Below are 26,479 nucleotides of genomic sequence, written 5' to 3' on the forward strand. Positions count from 1 at the left end.
ATGGCCACTGTCACTACTGCAATTAAAGCCGAAGCACGCGATTTAAACTTTTTTTATAGCAACGGCGCACGCGCACTCAAAGGCATCTCCATGCCTTTGTACGAGAACAAAATCACCGCGCTGATTGGCCCTTCAGGCTGCGGAAAGTCCACTTTCCTGCGCTGCTTCAACCGTATGCATGATTTGTATCCTGGCAACAAATACCAGGGCCAGATCGTGATGCATCCAGACAACACCAATGTGCTGGATTCAGGCGTAGACCCCATTGAAGTGCGTATGCGCATCAGCATGGTGTTTCAGAAGCCTAACCCCTTCCCAAAATCCATCTATGAAAACGTGGCTTATGGCCTGCGTGTGCGTGGTGAAAACAACAAACGCATTATGGATGACAAGGTTGAAGAAGCTTTGAAAGGCGCGGCGTTGTGGAACGAAGTCAAAGACCGCTTGCATGACCTCGCTTTTAACCTGTCTGGTGGTCAGCAACAACGGTTATGTATCGCCCGTGCCTTGGCCACTGATCCAGAAATCATGCTGTTTGACGAGCCCACCTCTGCGCTGGACCCGATCGCAACAGCCAACATTGAAGAACTGATGGTCGAACTGCGCAGCAAACTGACTATTCTGGTGGTGACGCACAACATGCAGCAGGCAGCTCGTGTGTCCGACTACACCGCTTACATGTATCTGGGTGAGTTGATCGAGTACGATGACACTGACAAGATCTTCACCAACCCCAGCCGCAAGGAAACCGAAGACTACATCACCGGCAAGTTTGGTTAATTGCCCGTGCTATAAAAAACGCCGCAGATTGCGGCGTTTTTTATGCGCGTTAATCATGCGCTTTCACAACACGTGATGCGCATTGAGCCGCCTTCAGCCCAATAGCTAATCCAGCATGCTTGGGCTCCAGAACGCTTGTGATACATAGGGTGAGGTCAACAATTGCTGAATCACCGCTTCCAGCTCGGCTTCACGGATGGCACTGGCCAGCAACATGGCCTCAATTTCAACACAATCGTTGCCAAATGCATGCATCTGCAAATGCTTGGTCGGATATTTGGCTTGCTCCAGCCTGCTTTCAAGCAAGCTCATCGCCTCTTTCTGATAACGGCGCGCAGCAATCACATACACCGTCGTTGTCGCCTCCACATGCAAGGTATTGATGGGTTTGCGGTTGATCTGATTGACGACCGGGCGTAACAAGGTATTGGTCGCCAGCACAAACAAGGTACCCAAGAAGGCTTCCAGCAACAGGTCAGCACCGGCACACGCCCCCACGGCCGCAGAACCCCATAGCGTAGCCGCCGTATTCAAGCCTCGCACATTGCCCTCTTCACGCATGATCACGCCCGCGCCCAGAAACCCGATACCGGAGACCACATAGGCCACCACATGCACCGCGCCATCATGCGACATGAGCCGATTGGCCATATCCACAAAAATGGCGGCGCCAATGGCCACCAGCACATTGGTGCGCAAACCGGCGGTGCGTTGGCGGTATTGCCGCTCAAAGCCGATAATAGCCCCGCAAACAAAAGCCGTCGACAAGCTCAACAATGAGTCTAGCAACGACACCAGATTAATATTTTGCATCGCTTGCAACGTCATGCGACATCCCTTTTCCTAACAACACTCTTGTCAAAACAACGCTTAGTCTGCGTGAAGACCGTCCAATAAAAAGCGCCACGAAACTCGTGGCGCTTTTTATTGGACGCTCAACCAGGATCAGATGATGATCGTGATTCAGGCAGTACGGCGTAACCCTGGTTCAAGGACAAAAAAGTCAGGATTCAACGCTGCCAGCGGCTGTTTCAGTTTTTCAATCTCGGCGGCAGGCGCGTGCACTTCGAGACGGATAATTTTGGCCAGTTTCAGTGCCTCGGCTAAGGGGGCGGCCACATTCTCAAGATGTGCGAGCAATGATTCAGCGTCCCGGTAGCCTTCACGGCAATGCGCGATATTACCATTGAACGAAAAAGCGTAGTGCAGGCAACCTGCTTCCTGGCGTGTTTTTTCCACGAATGTTGCGCCCAGTGCTTTGAATGCTGCCAGATGTTCGGCTTGTACCTCAAAATAAGGCACCAGCGTACAGCATTGATCGGTTGTAAACATGTTTGATTCTCCTGATGTGTTTTGTATTGAGTTTGTTAAACACAAACTTGCACACATCTTGGCTGGGCAATGCCCGAGCGTCAAGCGTCAATCTTCCCGATCGTAGACAAAGGCGCGCGTCCGCGTATTAAGCCGTTGCGGAAGCGGCCAGACTCAAATGCGAGAGCACCAGGCGCTGGTAGCACTCAATCAACTTGGTCGCCTGCGCATCGCTGGACCAGACTTGCTCCACATAGCGCTTGCCTTGTTTCCCGATGCGTTCGCGCAATTGGCGATCAATGAGCAGGGTTTGGACTTGTTCGGCGAAATGCAGTTCGTCATCTTTGGCAATCAGGGCGCCCTGCTCCTGACGCAGGATAGAAGCCGTGCCCAGCTCGGCAATCGCGACCACGGGCGTGGCCTGCGCCATGGCTTCAAGCAGCACCAGGCCTTGAGTCTCGCTCTTGGAGGCAAACACAAAAATATCAGCCGCCTGATAGGCCGCATTGAGCCCAATGGCACGGTCCAGGTAGCCCAGGAACATGACATGCTGTTGCAAGCCCTTGTCGCGGCTCATTTTCTTCAGCATGGCTTCTGCCGGGCCTTCACCCGTGATCACCAGCAAGACTTCAGGATGGTCCTGAATCACCAGAGAAAGCATTTCAAGCAGGAACTGGATATTTTTTTCATGTGCAACGCGGCCAACAAACAGCAACAACGGACGCTGAGCGGGAATGCCATACTTCTCACGGAAAGCGGCACCATCACCGGGAATAAAACGTGAGGCATCCAGCCCGGTCGGGATCACGGTAATCGGTGTCGTCACCCCGTATTGTTGCAACACATCACGCATTTGCGCCGAAGGCGATACCACGGTATCCACCTGCTGGCATTGCTTGCGCGAGACCGATTGTGCAATCCGCACCGCCAGACTGCGAGGCACCCAGGGCAAATAGTGGTGCATGTAGTCCTCAAAAAAGGTGTGATAGGTTTCTACCGCAGGCACCTGCAATTGTTTGGCAATTTTAAGCCCCGCATAATGCGCAATAAACGGCGTATGAATATGGACCAGGTCGTAGTCACCCGTATGCAAATGCCCGGCATAGTCCATCAAGGCAGACCATTTCATCAAATAATCTTCAGGATCAAACACGATTTTGCGGGCATCGATGCGCGTAATCCACTGCTCGTCTTCTGTTTGAGACTGCTCAATCGCCACCGGATATTTGGGCGCAATCAGATGCACCACATGGCCTTGCTGGCGCAAGCTTTGCGCAAATGTGCGGATGCTGGTGGATACGCCATTGACGCGTGGAAAGTAGACATCTGAAATCATTAATATTTTCATGACAAATGCTGTATTGCACAGATTCCATATTAAAAACTTTACAGAGTCTAACAACGCTTCATGATGGTTTTATGACCAAAATCACTTTCATATCAATGTCATACAGACTTCATGCAACTGTCACTTAGCAGGCGCAAAGTGCGCCCATGTTACTGCGAGCCTTACTGATCACCTGTTGCCTGTTATTCGCCCTGCCTGGTGAAGCGCATGCATGGGGATTGTATTCGCATGTGGCTTACACTCACCAGTGGTTACAAAGCCTGCCGCTACAAACACTGCCCTTGCTTCCTTTGTCCTGGCTGGGCGTGATCCAGCGTTACCCTTCACTGGTGATGGCTGGTGCCTGTCTGCCCGACCTGGCTGTGGTTTCACGCTCATTCAGCCATAGCCATGGCTGGGGCATCGGCCAGCAGCTCCTGCAAAGCAAAAATGAGCGCCAGCGTGCATTGGGCGTGGGCTATAACCTGCATCTGCTCACAGACGTAGTGGCCCACCAGCACTTTGTGCCGACCTTTGAGGCCAAGTGGCAACACCACAGCCTGCTCACGCACGCCGCGGCCGAATGGGCCATGGATGCCTATTTGCACCAGCCCGAGATTCCGACCCCAGGCAAACTGTTGCGCATACATCGTAATACCATTGTCGACACCCTGAGCCAGGGCCTGCATTGTGATGCCAGCATCGTCCAGCGCGCCGTTAGCCGCCTGGCCAGTGCCGACCAGGCCTTGCGTTTTTCTCGCATCCCGAATTACCTGTTAAAACGTTATCGCAGGCTGGATAACGAGTTTGAACACAAACTGGCGTATTACCGCAGCCAGGTCTCGCTCGCCCTGCACGATATGCCGCAGCTGCTCAATGGCCACTTTCCGTCTTTGCATGCTGAACATATTCACCTGAGCATGGAGCAGCTGGATGACTGGCGCCGCAAATGCCTGCAAGATGCCCGTTTAAGGCCTACGAGGGCGATCCAGGCCTTTGAGCAATATCAGCACCAATGGTTTAACCAGCCTGATTGCTGACGCCACGCAATCAGGCCGCTCAAGCGGTCATCCACACCGCATGGCTTGAAACTTAACGTTTAAACGCCATCTAAGCTAAGACCTCCTCATAAAAGATTCCAGCTCAACCATGCCTCCCCTGCGTTTTTTAATCATCACCACAACCCTGGTCGGGTTACTGCATTACTACATTGGCAGCCGCTTGTTGTCTGGCTTGGACTGGTCAAGCACAGTGTTATGGCTGGGATGGCTGGCACTGGCACTCTCCGCCTTGCTACAACCTGTCGCTTTCCTGGCACGGGGCTTACGTAGCGAAACCCTCCGAGACCGAGTGAGCTGGATCGCCATGACGGTGATGGGGCTATTTTCGTCTTTGCTTGTATTCACTGTGCTGCGGGATGGATTGCTGTTGGCCGTCGCCGGCTTACATGCGACAGGAGTCGTTAAGGTGGACTTTTTATGGCTGGAACGGCAAACCGCGTTCGCTAGCTTGCTGATTGCCTGCGTCATCAGCCTGATTGGGTTTTTTCACGCACGTAAACTGGCTCGCGTCATCCATGTCAGCGTGCCGTTACGCAACTTGCCGGCCGCCCTGCATGGCTTCAAGATTGCACAAATCAGTGATATTCATGTCGGCCCGACCATCAAGCAGCCCTATCTGTCACGCATCGTGCAAGCAGTCAATGCGCTGGAAGCGGATTTGATCGCGATTTCCGGCGACCTGGTGGATGGGCGTGTGCATGAACTGGCGGAACACACGCGCCCACTGGCGCAGTTATCGGCGCGCCATGGCAGCTTTTTTGTCACCGGCAATCATGAGTACTATTCCGGGGCCCTGGCCTGGATTCATGAACTGGAACGTCTTGGTATACGCGTTTTGCTCAATGAGCATGTGCAACTGCTGCACGGAGAAGCCACGTTGGTGGTGGCGGGTGTGACAGACTATACGGCTGGCAGCTTTTACGAGGATCACCACAGCGACCCTCAGGCCGCCATTGCCGGTGCGCCTGCCGCGGCGCCTAAAATCCTGCTCGCGCATCAGCCACGCTCTGCCGAAGCCGCCCAGGCGGCCGGCTTTGATTTGCAGCTATCCGGGCATACACATGGTGGCCAGTTCTGGCCCTGGAAATACTTTGTGCCCTTGCAACAACCCTATGTTGCCGGGCTGCACCGCCTGCAAGACTTATGGATTTATGTCAGTCGCGGCACCGGCTATTGGGGACCCCCCAACCGCTTTGGTTCCCCTTCTGAAATTACCTGCCTGACCTTGATGCCTGCACAGGATTAACTGCGCGCCCCTGCCGTTCGCCGCATGCGCAAATCGGGCACATACGTCGCCAGTATCAGCACCAGGGCAGACAGCAGGTAAAAGCTGCGTAAAGGGTAATCGGTGACAAAGCTGGCGGTGGCTGGCTTGGCGGCCAATGCCTGGTAAAAAGCTGGCTGGTCTACGCCTTTGACATAACTGCCTTTAAACTCGGCCGCCAGTGATTTTAAATAGTCTTCTTCCAGTTGCGACAGCATGCGGTCATACTCGGCGTAAGCCACAGGAGGGTCTGGCTCATCCTGGCTGGGGTCGGCATAAGTCACGCCAACAGCCCCCGCGTTATTGTTGTCGCTCACCGGCCAGTCCCCGACGCGTTTATTGGCAGAGTTATAGCGCGGAATCGCCACTTTTTCTGCGCCGCCTACACCGACAAAGGTGAAAAACTCCCCAATCTGTACCCCGCTCAAATCCTGTTTGATCGTCACATTGACGCGCGGCGCTTCATCGCCATCCGTGAAAAACAGCATCTGCGCCGGTTGATTGAGCGCATCATAGACATGGGTCGCCGCGTGCACGGCAAAGCTCAGGCGGCTGTTGCCTTTCCAGGCCATGCGCCATTCCAGGTGGTCGATGCCGTCGCTAATCACATCCAGGTTTTTGCATACCTCCAGCGGCGTTTGCAGCATGGCGATATTATCCGAGGCAAAAATGCCCAGGCTAAAGTATGTGCCACAAGGTGATCGCTGCACCAACTGCTTCATTAAATGCTGGCTATAGGCCAGGCGACTCACAGTCTGTTCATTCAGCAGCACATCCTCTGCATTCATGCTTTGTGACACATCGGCAATCATCAAATAATGCTGCACCTGCTGCTTGAGCTGGACCTCAGGCTTGAGCAGCGCCAAGCCGAGCAGGCCCAGGGCCAAACCGTAGCAGACCGGCTCATAATGTTTGCTTAACCACGCCCATCCACGCATCAGGGTAATCCTATCGGTAAGTTACTGAGTTCCATATGCGATTGCTCCTTGCTACCGGCTTGCATGCCACGAGCCATGACCGAATGCAGCAGCGACAAGTTGAATTTTGCCGTCTGGTCATCCGGTTGCAAACGCAAGGCCTGCTCATAAGCAATTTTGGCCTGGCTAAACGCATAGCGGGCTTCATCCTGAAACGAGCCATCTTCGTTGACCGTGCGTACAAGGCCGGACAAAAACAGGTTGTTGCCGATATTAAAGTGGATATGCGGCAGTGCATTGGCAGGTGGCGATGCCTCAAGGGCCTGGCCGTAGGTTTGCACCGCATGTTTATAGTCGCCATGCTGGCCCTGGTCATATGCCGCAGTAAATTTCTGCAGATAAGCATGGCCGCCCGTTTTAATCACCTCGCCAGCGGCGATCTGGGCGTTGAGTACGCGTGTAGCGTGTAATTGCCAGCCAAAATACAGTGTTCCTGCCAGGCCTGCCAGCGTCAGGCCCAGCCAGAGTGTATTGGCATGTTTGCGATAGATGCTCATTCGTATACCTTTATCTGTTTAATCAACAACAGGGCCAGCCCCAGCAATAACGCTACGATGATCAAATCCCTGGCGTAATCATGGCCCGGAATCATGATGTCGTACTGAATCAGGTTCTTTTCCTTGGCGTCAATCTCACGCAAGGCGGATTCAAGTGCGGTGGCGTTATCCGCTTCAAATGCCTTGTATTTGATATTGAGCGACTGAAAAAAACGGTCCAGCGCAATCGCCTCGGGCAGATGGTCATCGTCATAGCTGTTTTGCGTAAAAATGCTGATGTCATCCGGCTCACGCAACACAATCCAGTACAAATTGAGCTTTTTACCCACCAGCTGTTTGCGGATCTGATATTTGACGCGCGGGCTTAACTTACCGGCGCCGTCGGACAGCAGCACAATCGCGCGTGAGCCGGTACTTGGAATCTGCTCGAACAGGGTCACGGCATGCGTAATACCTGCCCCGATATTGGTCTGGTTGATGGCGGGCCCCGTCGCTGCCTGGATCGCAGCATGAATACCGTCGCGGTTGGTGGTGATTTTCATGCCATACAACGCTGAATTGGTAAACCCCACCACCCCCATCATGTCATCAGGCCGTGAGTCAATAAAGGCGGTAATCAGCCGTCTGGCCGCCGCAGACTTGATTTCAGCGGCGCGCCCGCCCACGCTTTGCCCGGCAAACGGATGGTCCATACTGACGCTGCGGTCAATCACAAACACGCTTTGTGCGCCCTTGCCAATTTTCTTTTCCTGATGACTATCGCCCTGCAATCCGGCCAGGGCCAGCACCAGACACAATAACATCAGACTCGTTGCGGCCTTGACCAGCAGATGAATGCGCTCGGAGAACGGATCGTCCGGCACCATCTCCAGCCACGAGTAAGTTTGCGCATGGCGGCTAGTCAGCAAAAACGGGACGGCAATCACCGGCAACAGGAGTAAAAACCAGGGACTCAGGCTGTGCATCAGACGCCCCGCTCACAACTGCGCAACTGACGTGTCAACATCTTGCATTGCTGCAGATAATCGTCTGCCGCAGGCAGCTGGTCATCATAAAGCAGCGTATTGGATTGCGCATAAAACTGCTGAATCTGGTCGGTATACGCCGCAAATGCAGGCTGTTTGGCGACAAACATAGGGACCTGACTGGCCAGCATCTGCTGGCCAAAATGCTGGTTAAAGGCTTGCTGCATCGACAGTGCCGCCCGGGTTGCCCCTTCCTGGGTGGCGGGCAAGCGTTGCAGGCGCCGATAGGCCTGAGCGAACGGGCCATTCAGCATGGGCAACCAGGCCCAGCTGGCATTGCGGTATAGCAAAATGAAACTGCCCAGCAAAGCCAGCCCCCCACTGACCAGCAAGCCTAGGCTTAAGGAGTGTGTGTCCAGTAAGGCTGCGCGGTGCTGGCCCAGCAAGGTAGGTTTGGCCGGTTGCATGCGGTCAGGCAGTTGCGCCATCAGCCAAAAGCGCCAGGCGGGTAGCGTCACGCTAGCGCCACTCGCAAAAACAATCGGTTCGGGCGGTAAGGCTAATTGCACAGGCTGGCCGCTGCTGGCAAACACCTGATACTCAAACGTCAGCGTATACACCGTTTTGCCCGCTTGTCTGGCATGCGTCTCTTGCACCTGCCTTAACTCGATACCGTTACGCTGCACGCCCTTGATTGGCAGCTTGTCTGGCTGCAGTTGCAGCGACTCAGGGACAGACAGCGTGATGCGCCGTTGCAGGACATCGCCAATCTGAATGCCTGCATAGTGCGCAGGATTTTGCAGATGCAACACCTGGATGGCCTGGGCTGCAGAGGAGGCGACCGCTTGAGGGGCAGCCGCATCCTCTTTGGCTAGGGATTCGGCCTTGACTGGTGCCATCCAGATCAAGCCGGTTAAGCAAACTATCAAAAATGGATTCATCGCCACACGCTATTGAATAAGTTGTTCAAAATAATCGGAAAGCATCGCCGCTTCAAACGCGCCTGTGACATACAACGGGCGAATCTCAAACCTGGCGAATAATTGATCCAGCGCTTGCTTGCGCTGCTCAAACTGCGCCACAAAGCGGGCACGCAAAGCGGGCCGGAAAAAAATAGTTTTTTGCTGCCCGGTCTCGGGATCTTGCAAATTGCCAAAGCCCAACCGTGGCAAGCGCTCATATTCCTGTGGATCCCATAACACCAGCGGAATCACCTGATGGTTAGACAGACTGTTCAGACTTTGCTCAATCAGCGACAAGGGCAGATGAAAATCCGAGATCCAGAACACCAGTCCTTTTTGCTGCCCCAGCCAGGCCGTCGCCTCTACAATCCCTTGTCCATCCTGAGGCCCCGCCTCAACTTCTGTCAGTTGCGCAATGGTGTCAAAGGATTGCTGGGCGTGGTGCCCGGGCGCCAGGCTGAGCTCTGGCAGCACACGATGCTGGTAGCAGACCATGCCGAACAAGTCGCTGTTTTCATGGGCAGAGCAGGCAATGGCGGCCGCTATCGCCTGCAAGGTTTCATATTTGCTGACGTGCCCCTTGAACTGCATGGAACTGGACAAATCACACAAGGCATACAGCGGCGTGGAAGCCTCTTGCTTGAAGACCCGGATCTGGATCTGTTCATAAGGGTCACGCAAGGTTTGCCGCAAATCCAGCCGTCTGGCATCTGGATAATCGACCAGCGAGACATGCTTGCTGAACTCATCGCCAATGCCGCGCTGAACCCCCTGATGCGCTCCGCTATGCACACTGGCTGAACGCCACGGCACCTGGTAAAAAAAGGACTGTACTTTATCGGGCATCATGGTCTGGCATCATGCGGCTTTGGCCCGTTCCGGGACGCTGACCGTGGCAAGAATCTGCTGGGTCAGCTCACGGGACAGTTGCGTACGGCGGCTCTCGAACATCGGATTCAATACCAGGCGGTGCGCGATGATTTCATGAAAGACGGCATGGATATCCTCTGGATACAAATGCTCGCGCTGCATGAGCCAGGCATGCACACGCGCGGCCTTGAGCAGCATCCCCATGCCGCGCGGGCTAGCGCCGGTATGAATCAGGCGGTTAACATCCACACTCTCCAGACGCACGCCGAACGCTGCCGGGGATTGCGTCGCCTGCCACAAATCCAGCGCATACTCCTGTAACACGTCACTGGCCTGAATATGGCTTTGCAGCACATCTGAAAACGCATTCAGCTGGTCATAGGCCAGCACGCCGGACTGGACTTGCTGCGTGAGGCGCTCTGCATGCTGGAATTTGACATCAAACATCAAGGCCTTGCGCAAATCGCGATCGTCTGGAATATCAATCGGGATTTCCATCATGAACCGGTCGCGCGCCGCGGAAGGAATCTCGAAGGTTTCATTTTTCTCGACCTGGTTACGGTCCGCAAAGACAAGCATATGCGGCAAGCGGTATTCTTTTTTAAAGGCGGTGACATGACGCTCGGCCATGACCCGCAACATCAAGGCATGAACTTGCGGGCGGGCACGGTTGATTTCGTTGAAGAAAAAGACCGACAGTTGCTCACCGGCGCGCAGCAATGGCCCCTCTTCGACCTTGGGGCGACCATCTTCACCGAGAAAAGTATGGTAAATGAGGTCATGGGGCATCAGGTCTACCGTGCCCTCAATGCGCTCATAAGCGCCGCCTAGCCCCCGCGCAATCGATTGCAGCAAGGTGGTTTTACCCACCCCCACGCCACCTTCGAGCAAGACATGACCGCGGGCAAAAATGGCAATATTAATGGCGCGGATGGCCTGGTCCTGACCCACCACCACTTTTTTCACTTCATGCTCCAGCGTCAGCGCATGATCGCGCCAGTCCGCCAGTTGGCTTGCTACAGATGCAGATGTCATTGTCTATCCCTTGTTAAGCAATGCAGCCAGGGCTATGATGCCAATCGGGCCGCTGAAAAGATGAATGAACCCCTGCTTGCATTTTAGCCAGTCACACGATAATATGCAGACAGGTCTGTTCACTTTTTTCCAGTCTACTTCAGCCAACAAAAAAAAAGCAAGCGAATTTTAGGGGTCACCGGGTGAATTTTTTAGCGATTGTGAATCAGACCAGGCAGTCCATGACGCGCAGGGGCATGACCTATGCCAGCCAGGCGCTGTGGCGCTTGGGGCTGCGGCAATGGGCAAAACATGCCCCGTTTTACCAGTTGCGTGATGCACTGATGGATTGGAACCAGCAACGCATTCAACGCAGCGGCAAGGCGGTTGCGTTAAATGCGCAGGATATTGCGGCATTGCGGCAATTACTGGAGCAGGCGCAACAGCAATCCAGTGCAGCCCTGCCAGCCGCCCTGCTCGACCAGTGGTTTTTCCTGGCCGTTGGCGCCATACAGGTGCATACACAAACAGGCTCAGCGCGTGCATGGCAATTGTTTGAGCAGTCTGTGCATAGCCAATTGGGCAGCACAACATGGCAGCGCAGCTGGTCATTTGGTGCGCTGGTCAGCCTCTGCGTGATCTGGATGAGCTTGAGTACGGCCCCACACAAGCCCGTCACAGAAGAGGCCTCCCCATTAGAGACCGCAGTCAGCCATGCTAGCGGCGGCACGGCGGACCCGGTGACATTGAGTTTACTCAACCTGGCCTACCAGAAAATGCAAAGTGGCAGTTGCCAGTTACCGCAGGCAGCGATGTTACCAGAAGCCCAGCGTCAGGCCTTTTTGATGTTTGTGACTGAAGGCAAGGTGGATGTGGACCAAGTGGAGCATTTAAGACAAGCCCTGGGCTATGTCAGCTGCTTGTATCCGCAAGAGTTGATGCGTCCGCAAGGACGGGATCGTTTACCAAGAGAATAAAAATACTAGCCCTGAATCGGGAAAAAAAGGGATATACCAGATGAACATGCGAGATAAAATTCTGAACATTGCAAGCACGCTGTTTGACAGCCGCGGCATCCAGGCTTCTGGCGTGGATACCATTATCCTCGAAGCCGGGGTTGCCAAGGCGACACTATACAAACACTTTCCGAGCAAAAATCTGCTGATTACCGCCTATTTGCGTGACAAATCGGACAAGTTTTATGCCTGGCTTACCGCTCAACTCACCTCACGTAAGGCCGAGTCGCTGGAGTTATTGCTGCTATTGTGTGAATTGATGGAGCAATGGATCAGCCAGCCCGAGTTTCGCGGCCTGCCCTTTCACATTGCCGCCGTCGAATTTCCTGAGCAAGATCATCCTATCAATCAATACTCAGTGGTGCTGTCCAAGGAGTTGCAAGGCTTTTTATGCAAGATTGCCCGCGACGCAGGGGCCAAAGACCCAGAGGCGCTCGGCCAGCAGTTGACCATTCTGTTTGAAGGTGCCGCCCTGGTGGAGCGCCTCACGCCCAATACCGGTGCCGCCAACCGCGCCAAACTGGCAGCCATGACCTTGGTACGCAATGCCGTTTAACCACGCTCAGTCTTTGTTTGGGTCGGCATGAAGTCTTGCGTCAATAACCGGCTCATGGTACTGGCTATCGACGCAAGCGCCTCCTGACTCGCCCCCTGTACGGCTTGTATGGTCATGCCCTGATGGACAGTCATTACCAGTTTGGCCAGCAAGCCCACCTCTACACTAGCCGCAATTTCTCCCGCTTGTACCGCAATCGCAAAGCGCTCGCCTAATTTCTGCTCCATGGTCATGCGATAGCCATGCAATGAGGCTTTCATGGCTTTGGCCTCGATGCCGCAGCCTTTGTATAACCAGATACCCTGCAGGATGGTGGGTTTTAGCCAGCATAGTGGCGGCTTGCGTAAGGTTGTGCTTCTATCACCTGTCGCGTGGTCGGCTGGCTCAGCGCCGCTACCAGAAAGGCGGCAGGGCCCTGCACGTATCGCTCGACGGCCTACTGGCACAACGCTTCCTTGCAAGCATAGGCCGTGCCTTGTTCATCTGCATCGCTTCCATCAGCGTACTCTTACGGCCATATTCATAAATATATTGGCAGAGATGCCAGCAAGGGGGAGCACTCAGGAGGCCACACTGAAAAAAGCGTAGACATAAAAAAATATATACATGACGATACCTAGCTGCTCGCCTTACCGCAAGCCTTGGCTACCTTTCTTTTTACAGGCAAAGTCATTTGCTCCTACCAACTGACCACCAAATTGCATTACGTCTGACCAGCGTTATCATTTTGACTGACCGGTCAATTGCATTGCCACTGACCAGTGATGATATTAAAAAGCCACTACTCATTGAATAATGGCTTTGGGTTACAGTAACTTATTTTTGCTTCGACGCATCGACTCTCCATTCACCTCGATCTTGTGGGCGTTATGAATAATTTTGTCAAGGATCGCATCCGCAATAATTGGTTCGCCCAGGTATTCGTGCCAGGTTGAGACTGGTAACATGCTGGCTCCTAAGAGGCCAGGCTTAATGTCGCTGCATTTCTTTAGAAACTGAGGTTAAAAGTTGGGCGATAATCATAAGCAAAAAATATATCGTACAATTTTTTTTAATTTCACCCTAAATATCCTAAAAGAACATCCGTTAACAAAGTTGATGGCTGGGAATTTTATCCATTCTTCCCATGAATGATCATTAATTAAAAATAATAAGGGTGTAGTATGTTTATGAAAACAGCATTTTCCTCTCTGAGCTTTATCCCCCCACACACACTTTGGCCGTCTTCTCTAATTAGCTCTGGCTTTTAATTCAAATACGACTATGCCCTGTTGGGTATGAGGCATGCGCTTGTCTGTCATGCGTAATTTGAACTTTAACAAAATCAAAAAAGGAAATTGTCATGGAATTGAACATCAAGTTTGATGGTCGGGTTCTGATTGCCATTGCAATCAGTATTGTGTGTGTGATTGGTCTATATCAAGGCGCGGTTAAAACAGTTTACGCGCAAGAAGAGCTTAGCCAAGCGCAGACGATTAAAGAGACGATGATTAAGATCAAAAATAAGCAGATCAAAGTGGATGACCTACCTTTGCAAGAAGCCTTAATGATTGCGGCCTTGGGGATGCAACTTGGTTTAAATCCGCAATACCTTGAACAAGCCATTGAGTATGAGCAAAAAGAGCTATACACCGGCATTGGCATCTTAGTGGTCTCCATCATGGGATTCATGTTACTGGCGCTTGGAGTCAAGAAGTCTTGGTTAGTGACTAAGACCAGTACGTTGACACCCTAACTGTCGCAGATCTCCATGAATACTTAATAGAGTTACTTTTTAAGGAGCGCTGGTGGGATATACATCACAAAAAATTGGTACTGTGATTGGTGCGATTTTCATATGGATTGTTTCATCCATACTTTTATTATGTCTTGTAGGCGGTAAAGACATGATATATGTATTGCCGATCATTCTTCTAATTTCGCCTGCACTCTTAATACGTTCTGTCATTGGCTCTTGGCGTGAATTCGCTAAATATGAGCGCCAAAACTACGGCTGGTACATTCAAACCTACCCATCGTGCTTTCGACAAAATCGCGTGCACTGCTACTCATGCAAATCTGGGAAAGTGCATACCCGTAACTTGTTTAATCGAACATATACCCGTGAGCACTTTTGTGCCCAGTGCGGTACCACGCTTTATTTTTCTCGTGAGAGCTAAATGCCTCAGTGAAAAGCTTTAATAAATGATAAAGGATAATAAATGTTCAACCAGATAATAAAGACTGTACTTTTTGGATTACTTTCCTATGCCCTCCCCGCAAGCGCATGGTTAGCAGGCTCATTCTCCCCATCCACCGGGTTTTACCATCTTCATTCAGCGGTGAATTCAAAGCAAGAGGCAATAGCATTAGCAAATAAAGGATGTACATCAAACTCAGGAGCTTCTGATTGTGTACTATTAACCACATGCAATGGACCCACAGCACATGTGATTTTTAGAGGGGACAATGGAGTTGAAACTGCGTGTGACCCAGACCCGATGAAAGCCTATAAAAAAGCCGCAGCTCAATGTAAAGAGAAACGTTCTAACTGTCATCCATTAGAAAACCTCATAGTTTGGGATGAGGGGAAAACATATGCAGCGGCAGTTTACACAAAGAATGATGAGTTCATTGTTGCGTACTCGGGAGTTAAAGATACAAATGAAAATGTCAGCCATGTTTTAAAAAAATGTACTGAGGATTTTAATGGCACAGATTGTGACCATGTAACAATGCTTACAGGCAAATGGTGGGTTGGATATATACAAAATAAAAATACGGGTGAGTATTACAGCTCATATTCTACCAACTCAAAAGAGGAGGCTATCAATTTCTTAAAACAGTATTCTGAAAAACAAGGGTTAAATCAGTCAGATTGGAAGACACAGGTTTATGAACCATCCAGTACCACTGCCCCTAAAGAATACAAAACAATGCTTAAGTTAGCCGAGAAAGAAGCTAAAGCATACAAAGTCAAAATGGCAAAACTTGAAAAAAAACCTACTAAACTTGCCAACCTTGAAGATTGCAGACCCAAAACTAACTCTCTCACATGCAAATCAAGCTGTGTAAATGGAAATTGCCTTGTGACGTATACAAACGGTTGCACAATGAGAGTTCGCGTAAACCCAACAGTCGATCCATTCTCGGGAATGATGCAATTTCCGACACCAAATTGTTAACCAGTAAAAAAATAAAGTTTCCATAAACACCCATTGAATTTTTGTTGCACAAGAGATCATCGATGAAAGTTTTAGGAAAATTTTTAAATATCTCGCTGCTGATGTGGAGCATTTTTAGCGGTGCTAAAAGGCTTTGCCATCGTGCTGGGTACAAGTGTCTCAGTGCAAGGCAGCGAGTTCGGTTTATTAATCATATTAGCCAACGAGTTAGGCTTGATTATTACTTGGTTAGGGCTGTTTGCACTTAATAGCCAAGTGAACCAGCGCAATCAAAAGCACGCCATTGCGTAGTGTGCGAACAATCTTTTTAATATTAAAGGGGTTATTAAAATGCGACTAATCACTCTGGTGATCATTTCAAACATCTTGTTAAGCGGTTGTGCGATGACGCGTGATGGCGTTCAGCTTTCAGGCCCTTCGGGCTCTAAAAAAAGCATGGAGGAGATGAAAAGTAAATTAGAGAGCAATGCCGCCAAGGCTGCCGCAGATCAATTAATGACTTCATCTGTCGAGTCTAGGCAAGGGGGCTCAATTGTTGTGGGCGAGTTAGGGCCTTATAGAGCTATGGATGAGGCTGATCTTAAAAAAGAGTATAAGTCTTATGTGAAAATTGCCGAAACCTTTAATAAAGATAAAGCACCATCAATCTCAGAAGCGGACTACATTAAAACCTACAGTGGTTGGACCTCAGTGGAGGTTTGGTCGATTCCAGGCTTTTTGTGGCGCAGACAAAATGCCATGGTTCCGCGCGAATTAGCAACTTCACTCAACCATTCCTCTACCTGGGCTTCTAATGCGTATGGTGCAACAGACGACCTGGTCGGTTGTAAATCTAACAAGGATGGTGTTATTTCTGTAGTGCAACTGCTCTGTAAAGATGGTGATAAAGAGTGTTATAAGGCTTATCGGAGAGGCGTTTATGAAATTAACACGGGCAGAGAGCTATCTAATGACTTTAAGCTTAAAGACTCCAAAGTGAAAATTGACCCCGTAAGTTTCAAGCTATTGCAGGAGTGATCAAGCGATTCATAAAGAGGTGGCCCCGTTTAATTGGACAGAATGTTTGCTTTTTTAAGGGGAATACCTTGCGATTCTGTTTAAGCTGCCTTGGGAGGGTATAAATAATTTTGTGTAAACGGTCATTTTGCAGGAAACTGCGAACGTACTTTTGGAGTAGAAATGACCGTATCAAAATCCCTACCCAACGATCTGATTGATGGATTGTTGGCCAACTATGAAAAGCCTGAAGATTTAATTGGTGAGAATGGACTGCTCAAGCAATTAACCAAAGCGCTGGTTGAACGTGCTCTTGAAGCAGAAATGGCCGAACATCTTGGCCACGATAAACATGAGCCAGTGAAGAATGCCACTGGCAACACCCGTAATGGTAAAAGCCGTAAAACCCTCAAAGGTGATTTTGGCGAACTACCGATTGAAATCCCCCGAGACCGCGCAGGCAGCTTCGAGCCACAACTGATTCCCAAACATCAAACCCGCTGGACGGGTTTTGATGACAAGATTATCTCCCTGTACGCCAGAGGTATGACAGTACGTGAGATTCAACAGCACTTATCCGAAATGTACGGCACAGAGATTTCACCGACGTTAATCTCCAATGTCACTGATGCGGTGATGGATGAAGTGAAGCTGTGGCAGTCTCGCCCACTCGACAGTATCTACCCCATCGTCTACCTAGATTGCATCCATGTCAAAGTCAGAGATGCAGGTAGTGTGCGTGCTAAAGCGGTGTACCTTGCCATCGGCGTTAACATGGAAGGTCACAAGGAAGTCATGGGCTTATGGATCGCCCAGACTGAAGGGGCCAAGTTCTGGCTGGCCGTAGTCACCGAACTCAAGAACCGTGGCGTACAAGACATCTTCATTGCCTGCGTGGATGGGTTAACGGGTTTCCCGGAAGCGATTGAAACTGTCTACCCACAAGCCACTGTCCAGCTTTGTATCGTCCACATGGTGCGCAATAGCCTGAACTATGTGGGCTGGAACAAACGTAAAGCGGTTGCGGCTGACCTCAAGCTGATTTACAGCTCTGCCACACTGGCTGAAGCTGAAATGGCACTGCTGGACTTTGAACATCAGTGGGGTGATGCCTATCCCTTGATCGCCAAATCCTGGCGAAATAACTGGCAGCGTATCATCCCGTTCTTTGACTATCCACCAGAAATCAGGCGAGTGATTTACACCACCAATGCCATTGAGTCTGTGAACATGAGTCTACGTAAAATCACCAAGAATCGAGGCTCGTTTCCGAATGATGAATCACTGATTAAATTGTTCTATTTGGCCTTGCAGAACATCAGTGAAAAGTGGTCTATGCCACTGCGAGATTGGAAACCTGCGCTAAACAGGTTTACCATACAGTTCGAGGACAGAATGCCTCGGCAGTAATCAACCGCCGTTTACACAAAATTCAGGACACCCTCTGCCTTGGGTGTTGCGGGCAGGTGTTTAAAGTAAAACTCATCAGGCGTCAGCCTGTCAAGCGAACTGTGCGGGCGGTCGCGGTTGTATTTTGAGATGTATCTTTCCAATCCTTGTTTCGCAGCCGTCACGCTGGCGTAAGCATGCAGCCCGCGTAGGGCGGACTCGTTTACAGTCCGCCGTATGAAAACGATGCACCAATAACCTAAACCTATGGACTACCGTCGCGCATGGCACAAAGGAGGCACATATTTTTTCACTGTGAATTGCTTGCAGCGTAAAAATAATGATTGTTTAGTGCGGAATATTGATTTGTTGCGAGACGTAATTGCAAAGGTAAAAAAATCACATCCATTTACGATTCATGCATGGGTAGTGTTGCCAGAACACATGCATTGTGTGATTGAGCTACCTGAAGGCGATGCCGATTTTGCAACTAGGTGGATGTTGATAAAAATGCTTTTTTCAAAGGGCATACCAAAAAGTGAAAGACGTTCAGACACGCGAATCGAAAGGGGTGAGCGTGGCATTTGGCAAAGGCGCTATTGGGAGCACTTAATTCGAGACGAGCGGGATTATCAGGCGCATGTGGATTATGTGCATATCAACCTTGTGAAGCATGGCTTGGTTAAGTCTGTTAAATATTGGCCTTACTCAACGTTTCATAAAATGGTGGAACAAGGCGTTTATGCGCAAGATTGGGGTGGTGGCATGGAAGGGAGCTTGAGTTATGAAGATTGATAGGTTATTGGAAAGAAAACATACGGCGGACTGCAAGCGAGTCCGCCCTACGCGGGCTGGAAATTGCCACCTTGGAATGGGTGACTTGGTATAACCACCATCGTCTCCTCAGTTCAATCGGCTATTGTCCACCACCGGCAGAAGCTGAGGCAAACTATTACCAGCAACTGACAACTCAGTCAGAAGCTGATTAACTTAGGCAAACATGCCTCCTCGAAAACCGGGGCGATTCAGAGTGAGGATGATCTGGATGAGGTGAATCAATGGTTGAGGTTGGAGTGACTAGAAATTAAAAATTGAAATGGTCAGCCCAAGTGAGAATGAGTGGTCAGTCTTAATGCAATTCAGTGGTCAACTGCGTGAGAATACTCATCATTCGAGCTGACACTAGAAAACTGCCAATTCTGTCAGCATTTTGTTGATCACAGCTTGGCTGCTACGCTTAAACTAATGGGCTCTTGCCCTCCCCTGAATAAACACACCCGCCCTGCCTTGCAGGGCTTTTTCTTCGATGCAATCCCTGCTGTATTTTTTCAGCAGGCTCAGCACTTGATATATTTCCATATTTATGGAAATATAGAAACATGAATAAAGAACAAGCGCTCATTGCACTGTCTGCCATTGCCCAATCAGCACGACTGGACATTTTTAGATGCCTGGTCCAGGCAGGGCCGGAAGGCCTGGCGGCCGGCGCGTTGTCAGACTTATTACAGGTTGCGAACAGCACGCTGTCTTTTCATTTGAAGGCGTTGACCCATGCCAACCTGATTTGCGCCCGCCAGGAAAGCCGTTTTATTTATTACACGGCCAACTATGCACAGATGAATGGCTTGCTGGCTTATCTCACCGAAAACTGCTGTGGCGGCGATAGCACCTGTTGCCCTGAGCTGCAATGTTTACCAACCTCCAAGGAAACCCAATGAAACGTATGCACCTGCATATCCGCGTGACCGATCTGCCACAGAGCATCCGCTTTTATTCGACGCTATTTGGGATTGGTCCTAGCGTTGAAAAGGCTGACTATGCTAAATGGATGCTTGAAGATCCGCGCGTGAATTTTGCCATCAGTGCCCGCGGCCAGGCGCCGGGGCTGGATCACGTTGGCATACAAGTAGAAACCGCCAATGAACTGGAAGTGATTCAGGCACGATTGCAAGCGGCAGACATGGCGGTGTTATCACAAACCGACACCACTTGTTGTTATGCCAAATCGGATAAACATTGGGTGCAGGACCCCTCTGGCCTGGCCTGGGAAAGCTATCTGACGCTGGAAAGTGCACCTACGTTTAACGATGCAGGGAAAACAACTGCTTCAGCCCCCTGCTGCACCCCGATGGCACAGCCAGTCAGTATTCAAATCAAAAAGAAGGATGTTTAAGCCGATGACAAATCAAGCTTCAGGTATTGGAAATTTTGAGCGCCATCTTACCTGGTGGGTACTGGCGTGCATTATCACCGGCATCGCACTGGGCAAACTTGCCCCAGATTTTTTTCAAGCGCTGGGAGCGTTGAAATGGGCAGAGGTGAACTTGCCCGTGGCCGCCCTGATCTGGCTCATGATTATCCCCATGCTGCTCAAGGTGGATTTTGGCGCCATGCGCGAGGTACTGGGGCATGCCAAGGGCATCACGGTCACCCTGGTGATTAACTGGCTGGTGAAGCCGTTTTCCATGGCCTTGCTCGCCTGGCTGTTCATTCGTCACCTGTTTGCCGACTGGTTACCCGCCCAGCAGATTGACAGTTATATTGCCGGGCTGATTTTACTGGCCGCCGCACCCTGTACGGCCATGGTATTTGTCTGGAGCAATTTATGTCAGGGCGAGCCCAAATTCACCTTGTCGCAGGTGGCCATCAATGATGCCATCATGCTGATCGCGTTTGCCCCCCTGGTCGCACTCTTGCTGGGGCTATCCAGCATTATCATCCCCTGGCAAACCTTGCTGGTGTCAGTGAGCCTGTTTATCGTTGTGCCACTGATATTGAGTCAACTGCTACGGCGTTGGCTGCTGGCAAAAGGGCCTCATCGATTCGCAGCCACCCTGCAAACCATCCAACCCTTTTCCATGTCAGCGTTATTGTTGACGCTGGTGTTGCTGTTTGCTTTTCAAGGCGGGCAAATCCTGTCGCAACCTTTGGTGATTGCCTTGCTGGCGGTGCCGATTTTGATCCAGGTCTATTTCAACGCCCTGCTGGCGTACTGGCTGAATAAACAATTCAAGGTCGCCCATTGTGTGGCGGGCCCCTCTGCACTGATTGGCGCGTCTAACTTTTTTGAACTTGCTGTGGCGACAGCGATTGCTTTGTTCGGGTTTGACTCGGGCGCCGCACTTGCAACAGTGGTCGGTGTGTTGATAGAAGTGCCAGTCATGCTGTCTATCGTCGCCATCGTGAACCGTTCCAAACATTGGTATGAAAGTGTGTAATATGCGCATCCTGTTTTTATGTACCGGCAACTCCTGCCGCTCCATCATTGCCGAAGCCACCTTTAATCACCTTGCGCCGGCAGGCATGCGGGCACAAAGTGCCGGCAGCCATCCTACGGGTGAGGTGCATCCTCGCTCAATTGCCCTGCTGCAGGCCAAAGGCATTGCCACAACAGGCTATTTCAGCAAGTCCTGGGACGAGATTGGGGAAACACCTGACATTGTCGTCACCGTCTGCAGCAACGCAGCCGGTGAAACCTGCCCTGCCTATCTAGGCAATGTGCTTCGTGCACATTGGGGGGTGGATGATCCAGCCAAGGCGACTGGCACCGAGGCTGAGATTGCGGCCAGCTTTGAGCAAGCCTACCGGATTCTGCGCACGCGTATTGAAGCCTTCCTCAAGTTGGAAAGCACAATATATCAGGACAGAGTAGCGCTACAGGCCGTCTTGCAGCAGATAGGTCAATTCAGTTAAGAAGCGCGTATGCTAGGTGGCAGCGCTTAGAAAGGTTTACGCGGCTCAAGGTGGCGGAAAATAATCCGGCCTTTGTCCATGTCATAAGGGGACATTTCAATGGTGATTTTATCGCCAGCCAAAATACGGATTTTGTGTTTGCGCATTTTGCCGCCGGTATAAGCGATCAACTCGTGACCATTATCCAGCTTCACCCGATAACGGGCATCAGGCAAAATTTCCGTCACTGCACCCTGCATTTCGATTAATTCTTCTTTAGCCATCGCTATCCCCCTAAAAAGTAAGTCGTTTCAAAATAAAAAAGCCCGGAAACTCCGGGCTTTTCTCGGAGGCTGCATACACAGCCTTGCCGAAAACCATTGAATTACTCAATGATTTGAATGTTTGCCGCTTGTTTGCCTTTAGGGCCTGTTGCCACTTCAAAGCTCACGCGTTGGTTTTCTTTGAGTGTTTTGAAGCCAGCAGATTGAATTGCAGAGAAGTGCGCGAACAAATCTTCGCCGCCGTTATCCGGAGTAATAAAACCAAAACCTTTAGAGTCGTTAAACCATTTAACAGAACCTGTCACCATAATAAATCCTTGTACAAAAAATAAAAATGCGGGCGGTTGCCCATTAAAACGAGGATCAAGATGGCGAGAAGTAACGATAGAACCAAAAGATAGAACCGGGGAACAACAACACTACTTGAACTTCGTGAGTTGGTACTATGCACGTAATATCAAATATTAGCAACAAGTATTTGACAAATTGAAAGATGCCGCGACAATCTTCGTCAAAAACAGCATATTGCCTTGATCAAGGCTCAGGCTTGGCGTGCCGCATTGGGCCTCATTCCCAAGACTGCGGGATCGCGCTCACCAGATAATCCATAAATGCGCGTACCTTGTTGGTCATGGCGTACTTGTCGCGATAACAGGCATAAAACTCTAAGGGGACGCTCTCGGCTGCCATCGCCTCCGGCTGTTGGGCGGAAGGCTGAAACAGCGGGATCAGCGTTCCCTTTTTAATCGCGTGATTGACGACGAATGCGGCCAGGCGCGCAATTCCCGCCCCCGCCAAAGCAAGTTGAAAAATGGAGTCGATATCATTGCAAACGATGCTAGGGATGATTTCAGGCTCGTATAACATGCCATTGCGGTTAAAACTCCAGTTCAACAAGCGTCCATCCACCGGGATGCGGAACAACAGGCAATCATGTTGCGATAAGTCTTCTGGGGTCTGAGGCAGGCCTTTGCGTTGCAGATAGTCCGGTGCAGCACAAAACAGTACGGGGACGGTCGCGATTTTCCTGGCAATCAGTCCTGGCTCTAGCTGCTGTTTGAAACGGATGCTGATATCGATATCCTCTGCCACATGATCCAGGCTACGATCAGACAGAATCAGCTCCAGAGACACTTGCGGGAAACGGCGGCTAAATGCCGGGATCAACGGCATTAAGACATGACGGCCAAAAGCCACCGAGGAACCAATCCGTAAGCGCCCCTGCGGTTGCCCGTGAAACTCGGTAATGGCCGATTGTGCCCTGGCCAGCACGTCTACCAGATGCTGGACCTCTGCATAATAAAGCGCACCACTTTCTGTCAGCGCCAGCTTGCGCGTGGTTCGCATCAACAAGCGCGTCCCCAATGACTTTTCCAGCCGCTGGATATTCTGGCTGGCCGCTGCCGCTGTAATGCCTTGCAAACGCGCACCCGCCGCAATACTGCCGGCCTGTACCGCTTTTACAAAGCTTTCTATGCTTCTTAAGGTATCCATAAACTATCGAATAGTATGATTGATTCGATAGTTTAACTTTATAGTGATTAAATCTTCAAGCCTCTACCCGGCAACTGTGTGAGCTTTTATAGTGTCACCACACATTAGGAGAACCACCATGAATCAAACCAGAACGACTTTCCGCAAGATCCCAAAGCAATTTACGCCTTATGTGTTTGCCTTTTTTATGGCAGGCATCATGGCCTTTTTAATGTCTATGGTCATTGTGGCCGCCAACAGTGGCTTACAAGCCGGCTATGTGACGCGTGTCATCCACGCTTATACACTCGCGATGCCTGTCGCTTTCTGTTGTGTGCTGATTGTGCGGCCTATTGTCATGCATTTGGTGAATCAGTTGGTCGACACCCATTGATGGCGTGAGATGCCACAAACAAAAACGGATACCAAGGTATCCGTTTTCACGCATGCCGCAGCATGTGCATGGCGATTAAAACAGCGGTGCATACAAAGCGACCAGCGTGTACCCAATCAATCCTCCTGCCAAGACATCACTCGGATAATGTAAACCCAGTACCACACGTGAGATGCCGACTAACACGACAAACGGATAAACGACAGGAAACAGTTGCGGGTAATAATGCACGGCCACCATGCCAAACGCCACCGCGTGCAAGGTATGCCCTGAAGGAAAACTGAAGTAATCCAGCGGTGTGCCGCTCAACAAGACATCCTGACGCACCTGAAAGGGTCGTGGACGGCTGGTGCGATGTTTCAACCATTTATAGACCAGTGTACCGCTCAGTCCTACGGTCAACATATGCAGGCAGACGTAAAGACCGTGCTGGCCCTGGCTGATGGCAATCACCAACATGAGCAAATACCAGAACATGCCATCGCCCATACGCGAAATGGCGCGAAACAGGTTGCGTATCAGGCGATATTGTCCGGTATGGCTGACTTTGACACACAGTCGACTATCGACCGACTGCACCCATCCCAGTGTTTGTTGTAGTTTCAGCATCGCAGGTCCTTTCCGGGGCTTCCCCCGACTATGCTTGTTGGGTAAGCATAGTCTGAACCGGATGCTTTAAATTAGCGTGAAAGATTGATGAATTAAATATGACGGGTGCTTATGCGATGAGCGCATGCCAAGGAGTAGCCCTTGTACATTCACGCAGGCTTTATTTCCAGAGTACCCGATAGACAAAGCCCGGGAATGACAACACCAGAAACAGGCATAGCGTGACACTGTAAAACTCCCAGCCTTGCGGCCAGACTTGTCCCATCACATAACGCTCAACCAGATAGCCAATCAGCAGCGTGATGAAGTAGGCAGGCAACATGGCGGCAAAACGCTGCCATAGCTGCTGAATATTGCCGATCAAACCCAGCCACTTATCCGAAATCCAGGCCAGGTTTGCCAAAAACAACATCAGCAACAAAAAAATGAGTTTGGTAGCCATTTTATTGCAGACTCATCAGCAAGCTATGCCCGCAGACGCCTAATAGAATTTCAGGGAACAAGCCCAAGCCCAGCAACGCCAAGGTATGCACACTGAGGATAAAGCGCATATCGATCGGTGCGGACAGCGGTGTATGCTCTTCCGGTGCATCAAAATACATTTTACGTACGATGTTGAGATAGTAGAACGCACCAATAGTCGCCATCAGCACGGCAAACACCACCTGCCAGGTGAAGCCAGCCTGCCAGGCGGCCTGCAATACGGTGAATTTGGCATAAAAACCAATGGTAGGCGGAATACCGGCCATGCTGAACATAATGATCAACATGAGGAAAGCAAACCATGGATGGCGCTGGTTAAGCCCTTTGAGATCGTTGATCTCTTCGGCTTCAAAGCCCTGACGGCTCAATAGCAGAATGATCCCGAAGCCGGCAATTGACATCAGGACATAGGCACTGATGTAAAAGAAACTGGAAGCAAAGCCATTGGCATTGGCACTCATCATGCCGAACAGAATGAACCCAACATGCGAAATGGTGGAATATGCCAACATACGCTTGAGGTTGGTCTGCACAATCGCGCTAAAATTACCGATGATGATGGACAACACCGCCATTAACATCAGCATATCCTGCCAGTCCATGGCTAGCGGGTGCAGGCCTTGCACCAACAGACGCACGGTCATCGCATAAGCCGCCAATTTTGGCACGGAGCCAATTAACAGTGTCATCGGAGTTGGCGACCCCTGATAGACATCGGGCACCCACATCTGGAACGGGACAGCGCCAAACTTGAAGGCAATACCGGCGACCAGAAACACCAGGCCCATGATGAGCACGGGGCTCTTAGGCTGCTGACTAATACTGTTGGCAATATCACTGACATCCAAGCTGCCAGTCATGCCATACAGCATACTCATGCCATATAGCAGCATCCCTGAAGCGAGTGCACCTAACACAAAGTATTTCATGGCCGACTCGGACGCTCTTGGATTATCTCGATCAAAGGCTACCAGAGAGTAGAGGCACAGTGACAGCAATTCCAGGCCCATATAAATGGTCAGCAGGTTGTGGCCTGACACCATGATCATCATACCGAGCAAGCCAAACAGGACCATGGCATAAAACTCACCACGATAGAGGTTACGGTCTTGCAGGTATTTGCGCGTATATACCAGGATCAACGAGGTGCCCAGATACATCATCATTTTGATGACGTCTGACAGCGTATCGTCGATAAACATATGCGAGAAGGCAAAGCCCACCGCTGGTGTATGTGTTTTAAAAGTCAGGAAGGCGGCCGCAAGCAAGGTCAGTTGGCTTAAACCATAAATCATGAAGCGGTTTTGTGGCAGGATGAACAAATCCAGCAACAAAATAAGCATGGCCATGCCCAATACAACCATTTCCGGCAACAGGGCGAGCAAGTCAAATTGCATATTATCCATTTTTTAAAA

The 26,479-nt window shown here is 50.8% G+C and carries 32 protein-coding genes and 2 pseudogenes; 16 read left to right on the forward strand and 18 right to left on the reverse strand.

Translation table 11 applies throughout. The features are described 5' to 3' along the window. A complete protein-coding gene (gene pstB / locus AACH41_RS09255) occupies positions 1-780 on the forward strand; it encodes a phosphate ABC transporter ATP-binding protein PstB (RefSeq protein WP_194748145.1) in 780 nt (259 codons plus the stop codon). A 105-nt stretch (positions 781-885) separates the two neighbouring features. Here the strand turns inward: pstB and AACH41_RS09260 are convergent, their stop codons facing one another. The 3 genes from AACH41_RS09260 to AACH41_RS09270 all read right to left on the reverse strand — a co-directional run bounded on the left by AACH41_RS09260 (position 886) and on the right by AACH41_RS09270 (position 3,439). Further along, positions 886-1,608 (reverse strand): MgtC/SapB family protein, encoded by a 723-nt coding sequence (locus tag AACH41_RS09260; RefSeq protein ID WP_338654687.1) that lies wholly within the window; start codon positions 1,606-1,608, stop codon positions 886-888. Positions 1,609-1,743: 135 nt separating this feature from the next. Further along, a complete protein-coding gene (locus AACH41_RS09265) occupies positions 1,744-2,112 on the reverse strand; it encodes an antibiotic biosynthesis monooxygenase (protein ID WP_313988280.1) in 369 nt (122 codons plus the stop codon). 127 nt (positions 2,113-2,239) lie between these two features. Then, the gene (locus AACH41_RS09270; RefSeq protein WP_194748147.1) at positions 2,240-3,439 is read right to left on the reverse strand and encodes a glycosyltransferase; all 1,200 of its coding nucleotides are present in this window, start codon (positions 3,437-3,439) and stop codon (positions 2,240-2,242) included. A gap of 146 nt (positions 3,440-3,585) precedes the next feature. Here AACH41_RS09270 and AACH41_RS09275 point away from each other — a divergent pair, with 146 nt between their 5' ends. Both AACH41_RS09275 and AACH41_RS09280 read left to right on the forward strand, forming a co-directional pair. Next, the gene (locus AACH41_RS09275) at positions 3,586-4,458 is read left to right on the forward strand and encodes a zinc dependent phospholipase C family protein (RefSeq protein WP_338654690.1); all 873 of its coding nucleotides are present in this window, start codon (positions 3,586-3,588) and stop codon (positions 4,456-4,458) included. Between the two features lie 109 nt (positions 4,459-4,567). Next, the gene (locus AACH41_RS09280) at positions 4,568-5,725 is read left to right on the forward strand and encodes a metallophosphoesterase (RefSeq protein WP_338654693.1); all 1,158 of its coding nucleotides are present in this window, start codon (positions 4,568-4,570) and stop codon (positions 5,723-5,725) included. Here the strand turns inward: AACH41_RS09280 and AACH41_RS09285 are convergent. From AACH41_RS09285 to AACH41_RS09310, 6 genes are read right to left on the reverse strand one after another with little or no spacing between them, the layout of a single operon-like run. Continuing rightward, a complete protein-coding gene (locus AACH41_RS09285) occupies positions 5,722-6,681 on the reverse strand; it encodes a VWA domain-containing protein (protein WP_338654695.1) in 960 nt (319 codons plus the stop codon). The genes AACH41_RS09280 and AACH41_RS09285 overlap by 4 nt on opposite strands. Continuing rightward, entirely contained in the window at positions 6,681-7,217 is a 537-nt protein-coding gene (locus AACH41_RS09290; protein ID WP_338654697.1) for a hypothetical protein, read from the reverse strand. Before AACH41_RS09290 ends, AACH41_RS09285 begins: the two co-directional genes overlap by 1 nt. Further along, a complete protein-coding gene (locus tag AACH41_RS09295; RefSeq protein WP_338654699.1) occupies positions 7,214-8,182 on the reverse strand; it encodes a vWA domain-containing protein in 969 nt (322 codons plus the stop codon). The genes AACH41_RS09290 and AACH41_RS09295 overlap by 4 nt, the downstream gene beginning before the upstream one ends. Beyond that, entirely contained in the window at positions 8,182-9,111 is a 930-nt protein-coding gene (locus tag AACH41_RS09300) for a hypothetical protein (RefSeq protein ID WP_338654700.1), read from the reverse strand. The genes AACH41_RS09295 and AACH41_RS09300 overlap by 1 nt, the downstream gene beginning before the upstream one ends. Before the next feature lie 21 nt (positions 9,112-9,132). Next, positions 9,133-9,993, reverse strand: a complete 861-nt coding sequence (locus tag AACH41_RS09305; protein WP_338654701.1) for a DUF58 domain-containing protein — start codon at positions 9,991-9,993, stop codon at positions 9,133-9,135. A 9-nt stretch (positions 9,994-10,002) separates the two neighbouring features. Then, the gene (locus tag AACH41_RS09310; RefSeq protein ID WP_338654702.1) at positions 10,003-11,049 is read right to left on the reverse strand and encodes a MoxR family ATPase; all 1,047 of its coding nucleotides are present in this window, start codon (positions 11,047-11,049) and stop codon (positions 10,003-10,005) included. A 182-nt stretch (positions 11,050-11,231) separates the two neighbouring features. Here AACH41_RS09310 and AACH41_RS09315 point away from each other — a divergent pair, with 182 nt between their 5' ends. Continuing rightward, on the forward strand, positions 11,232-12,005 hold the full coding sequence (locus tag AACH41_RS09315) for a hypothetical protein (protein WP_338654704.1): 774 nt from the start codon (positions 11,232-11,234) through the stop codon (positions 12,003-12,005). 40 nt (positions 12,006-12,045) lie between these two features. Then, positions 12,046-12,600 carry a TetR/AcrR family transcriptional regulator gene (locus tag AACH41_RS09320; RefSeq protein ID WP_338654705.1) on the forward strand — a complete coding sequence of 185 codons (555 nt, stop codon included), beginning with the start codon at positions 12,046-12,048 and terminating at the stop codon, positions 12,598-12,600. Here the strand turns inward: AACH41_RS09320 and AACH41_RS09325 are convergent. Next, on the reverse strand, positions 12,597-13,046 hold the full coding sequence (locus AACH41_RS09325) for a hypothetical protein (protein ID WP_338654707.1): 450 nt from the start codon (positions 13,044-13,046) through the stop codon (positions 12,597-12,599). The genes AACH41_RS09320 and AACH41_RS09325 overlap by 4 nt on opposite strands. 360 nt (positions 13,047-13,406) lie before the next feature. Continuing rightward, complete coding sequence (locus AACH41_RS09330) at positions 13,407-13,547, reverse strand: ATP-binding protein (protein WP_338654709.1); 141 nt, start codon at positions 13,545-13,547, stop codon at positions 13,407-13,409. Positions 13,548-13,942: 395 nt separating this feature from the next. Between AACH41_RS09330 and AACH41_RS09335 the strand changes: the two genes are divergently transcribed. From AACH41_RS09335 to AACH41_RS09350, 4 genes are all read left to right on the forward strand, one after another. Continuing rightward, the gene (locus AACH41_RS09335; RefSeq protein WP_338654712.1) at positions 13,943-14,335 is read left to right on the forward strand and encodes a hypothetical protein; all 393 of its coding nucleotides are present in this window, start codon (positions 13,943-13,945) and stop codon (positions 14,333-14,335) included. Positions 14,336-14,801: 466 nt separating this feature from the next. Further along, complete coding sequence (locus AACH41_RS09340; RefSeq protein WP_338654713.1) at positions 14,802-15,764, forward strand: DUF4189 domain-containing protein; 963 nt, start codon at positions 14,802-14,804, stop codon at positions 15,762-15,764. 330 nt (positions 15,765-16,094) lie between these two features. Further along, positions 16,095-16,781, forward strand: a complete 687-nt coding sequence (locus AACH41_RS09345) for a hypothetical protein (protein WP_338654715.1) — start codon at positions 16,095-16,097, stop codon at positions 16,779-16,781. Positions 16,782-16,943: 162 nt separating this feature from the next. Next, positions 16,944-18,170: an IS256 family transposase gene (locus AACH41_RS09350; protein ID WP_338654716.1), complete on the forward strand. Its 1,227-nt coding sequence runs from the start codon at positions 16,944-16,946 to the stop codon at positions 18,168-18,170. 11 nt (positions 18,171-18,181) lie between these two features. On the opposite strand, the pseudogene AACH41_RS09355 reads toward AACH41_RS09350, so the two are convergent. Continuing rightward, a pseudogene (locus AACH41_RS09355) lies at positions 18,182-18,352 on the reverse strand (integrase core domain-containing protein); the annotation flags it as partial. Between the two features lie 64 nt (positions 18,353-18,416). Here AACH41_RS09355 and AACH41_RS09360 point away from each other — a divergent pair. From AACH41_RS09360 to AACH41_RS09385, 6 genes and pseudogenes are all read left to right on the forward strand, one after another. Beyond that, entirely contained in the window at positions 18,417-18,944 is a 528-nt protein-coding gene (locus AACH41_RS09360; protein ID WP_338654719.1) for a transposase, read from the forward strand. Positions 18,945-19,000: 56 nt separating this feature from the next. Further along, positions 19,001-19,138 (forward strand): annotated as a pseudogene (locus AACH41_RS09365) (IS3 family transposase); the annotation flags it as partial. 390 nt (positions 19,139-19,528) lie between these two features. Further along, positions 19,529-19,867, forward strand: coding sequence for a metalloregulator ArsR/SmtB family transcription factor (locus tag AACH41_RS09370; RefSeq protein ID WP_338654722.1), 339 nt, complete (start codon positions 19,529-19,531; stop codon positions 19,865-19,867). After that, positions 19,864-20,322 carry an ArsI/CadI family heavy metal resistance metalloenzyme gene (locus AACH41_RS09375; protein ID WP_338654724.1) on the forward strand — a complete coding sequence of 153 codons (459 nt, stop codon included), beginning with the start codon at positions 19,864-19,866 and terminating at the stop codon, positions 20,320-20,322. The genes AACH41_RS09370 and AACH41_RS09375 overlap by 4 nt, the downstream gene beginning before the upstream one ends. Before the next feature lie 4 nt (positions 20,323-20,326). Further along, positions 20,327-21,367, forward strand: a complete 1,041-nt coding sequence (gene arsB / locus AACH41_RS09380) for an ACR3 family arsenite efflux transporter (RefSeq protein ID WP_338654725.1) — start codon at positions 20,327-20,329, stop codon at positions 21,365-21,367. A 1-nt stretch (position 21,368) separates the two neighbouring features. Next, on the forward strand, positions 21,369-21,842 hold the full coding sequence (locus tag AACH41_RS09385) for an arsenate reductase ArsC (protein ID WP_338657595.1): 474 nt from the start codon (positions 21,369-21,371) through the stop codon (positions 21,840-21,842). Positions 21,843-21,868: 26 nt separating this feature from the next. On the opposite strand, the gene infA is transcribed toward AACH41_RS09385, so the two are convergent. The 3 genes from infA to AACH41_RS09400 form a co-directional block, all read right to left on the reverse strand. After that, positions 21,869-22,105, reverse strand: a complete 237-nt coding sequence (infA, locus tag AACH41_RS09390) for a translation initiation factor IF-1 (RefSeq protein WP_018985695.1) — start codon at positions 22,103-22,105, stop codon at positions 21,869-21,871. Between the two features lie 101 nt (positions 22,106-22,206). After that, on the reverse strand, positions 22,207-22,413 hold the full coding sequence (locus AACH41_RS09395) for a cold-shock protein (protein WP_018985697.1): 207 nt from the start codon (positions 22,411-22,413) through the stop codon (positions 22,207-22,209). A gap of 259 nt (positions 22,414-22,672) precedes the next feature. Continuing rightward, positions 22,673-23,599: a LysR family transcriptional regulator gene (locus AACH41_RS09400; RefSeq protein ID WP_313988324.1), complete on the reverse strand. Its 927-nt coding sequence runs from the start codon at positions 23,597-23,599 to the stop codon at positions 22,673-22,675. A 118-nt stretch (positions 23,600-23,717) separates the two neighbouring features. Between AACH41_RS09400 and AACH41_RS09405 the strand changes: the two genes are divergently transcribed. After that, on the forward strand, positions 23,718-23,972 hold the full coding sequence (locus AACH41_RS09405; RefSeq protein WP_275355790.1) for a DUF2798 domain-containing protein: 255 nt from the start codon (positions 23,718-23,720) through the stop codon (positions 23,970-23,972). A 75-nt stretch (positions 23,973-24,047) separates the two neighbouring features. On the opposite strand, the gene AACH41_RS09410 is transcribed toward AACH41_RS09405, so the two are convergent. From AACH41_RS09410 to nuoN, 3 genes are all read right to left on the reverse strand, one after another. Then, on the reverse strand, positions 24,048-24,581 hold the full coding sequence (locus AACH41_RS09410) for a phosphatase PAP2 family protein (protein ID WP_313988330.1): 534 nt from the start codon (positions 24,579-24,581) through the stop codon (positions 24,048-24,050). A 160-nt stretch (positions 24,582-24,741) separates the two neighbouring features. Beyond that, entirely contained in the window at positions 24,742-25,023 is a 282-nt protein-coding gene (locus tag AACH41_RS09415; protein WP_338654736.1) for a DUF2818 family protein, read from the reverse strand. A 1-nt stretch (position 25,024) separates the two neighbouring features. Then, complete coding sequence (gene nuoN / locus AACH41_RS09420) at positions 25,025-26,470, reverse strand: NADH-quinone oxidoreductase subunit NuoN (RefSeq protein WP_338654737.1); 1,446 nt, start codon at positions 26,468-26,470, stop codon at positions 25,025-25,027. Between the last annotated feature and the right edge of the window lie 9 nt (positions 26,471-26,479).

Source organism: Methylophilus sp. DW102 (assembly GCF_037076555.1).
In the GTDB taxonomy this organism is placed as follows: Bacteria; Pseudomonadota; Gammaproteobacteria; order Burkholderiales; family Methylophilaceae; genus Methylophilus; species Methylophilus glucosoxydans.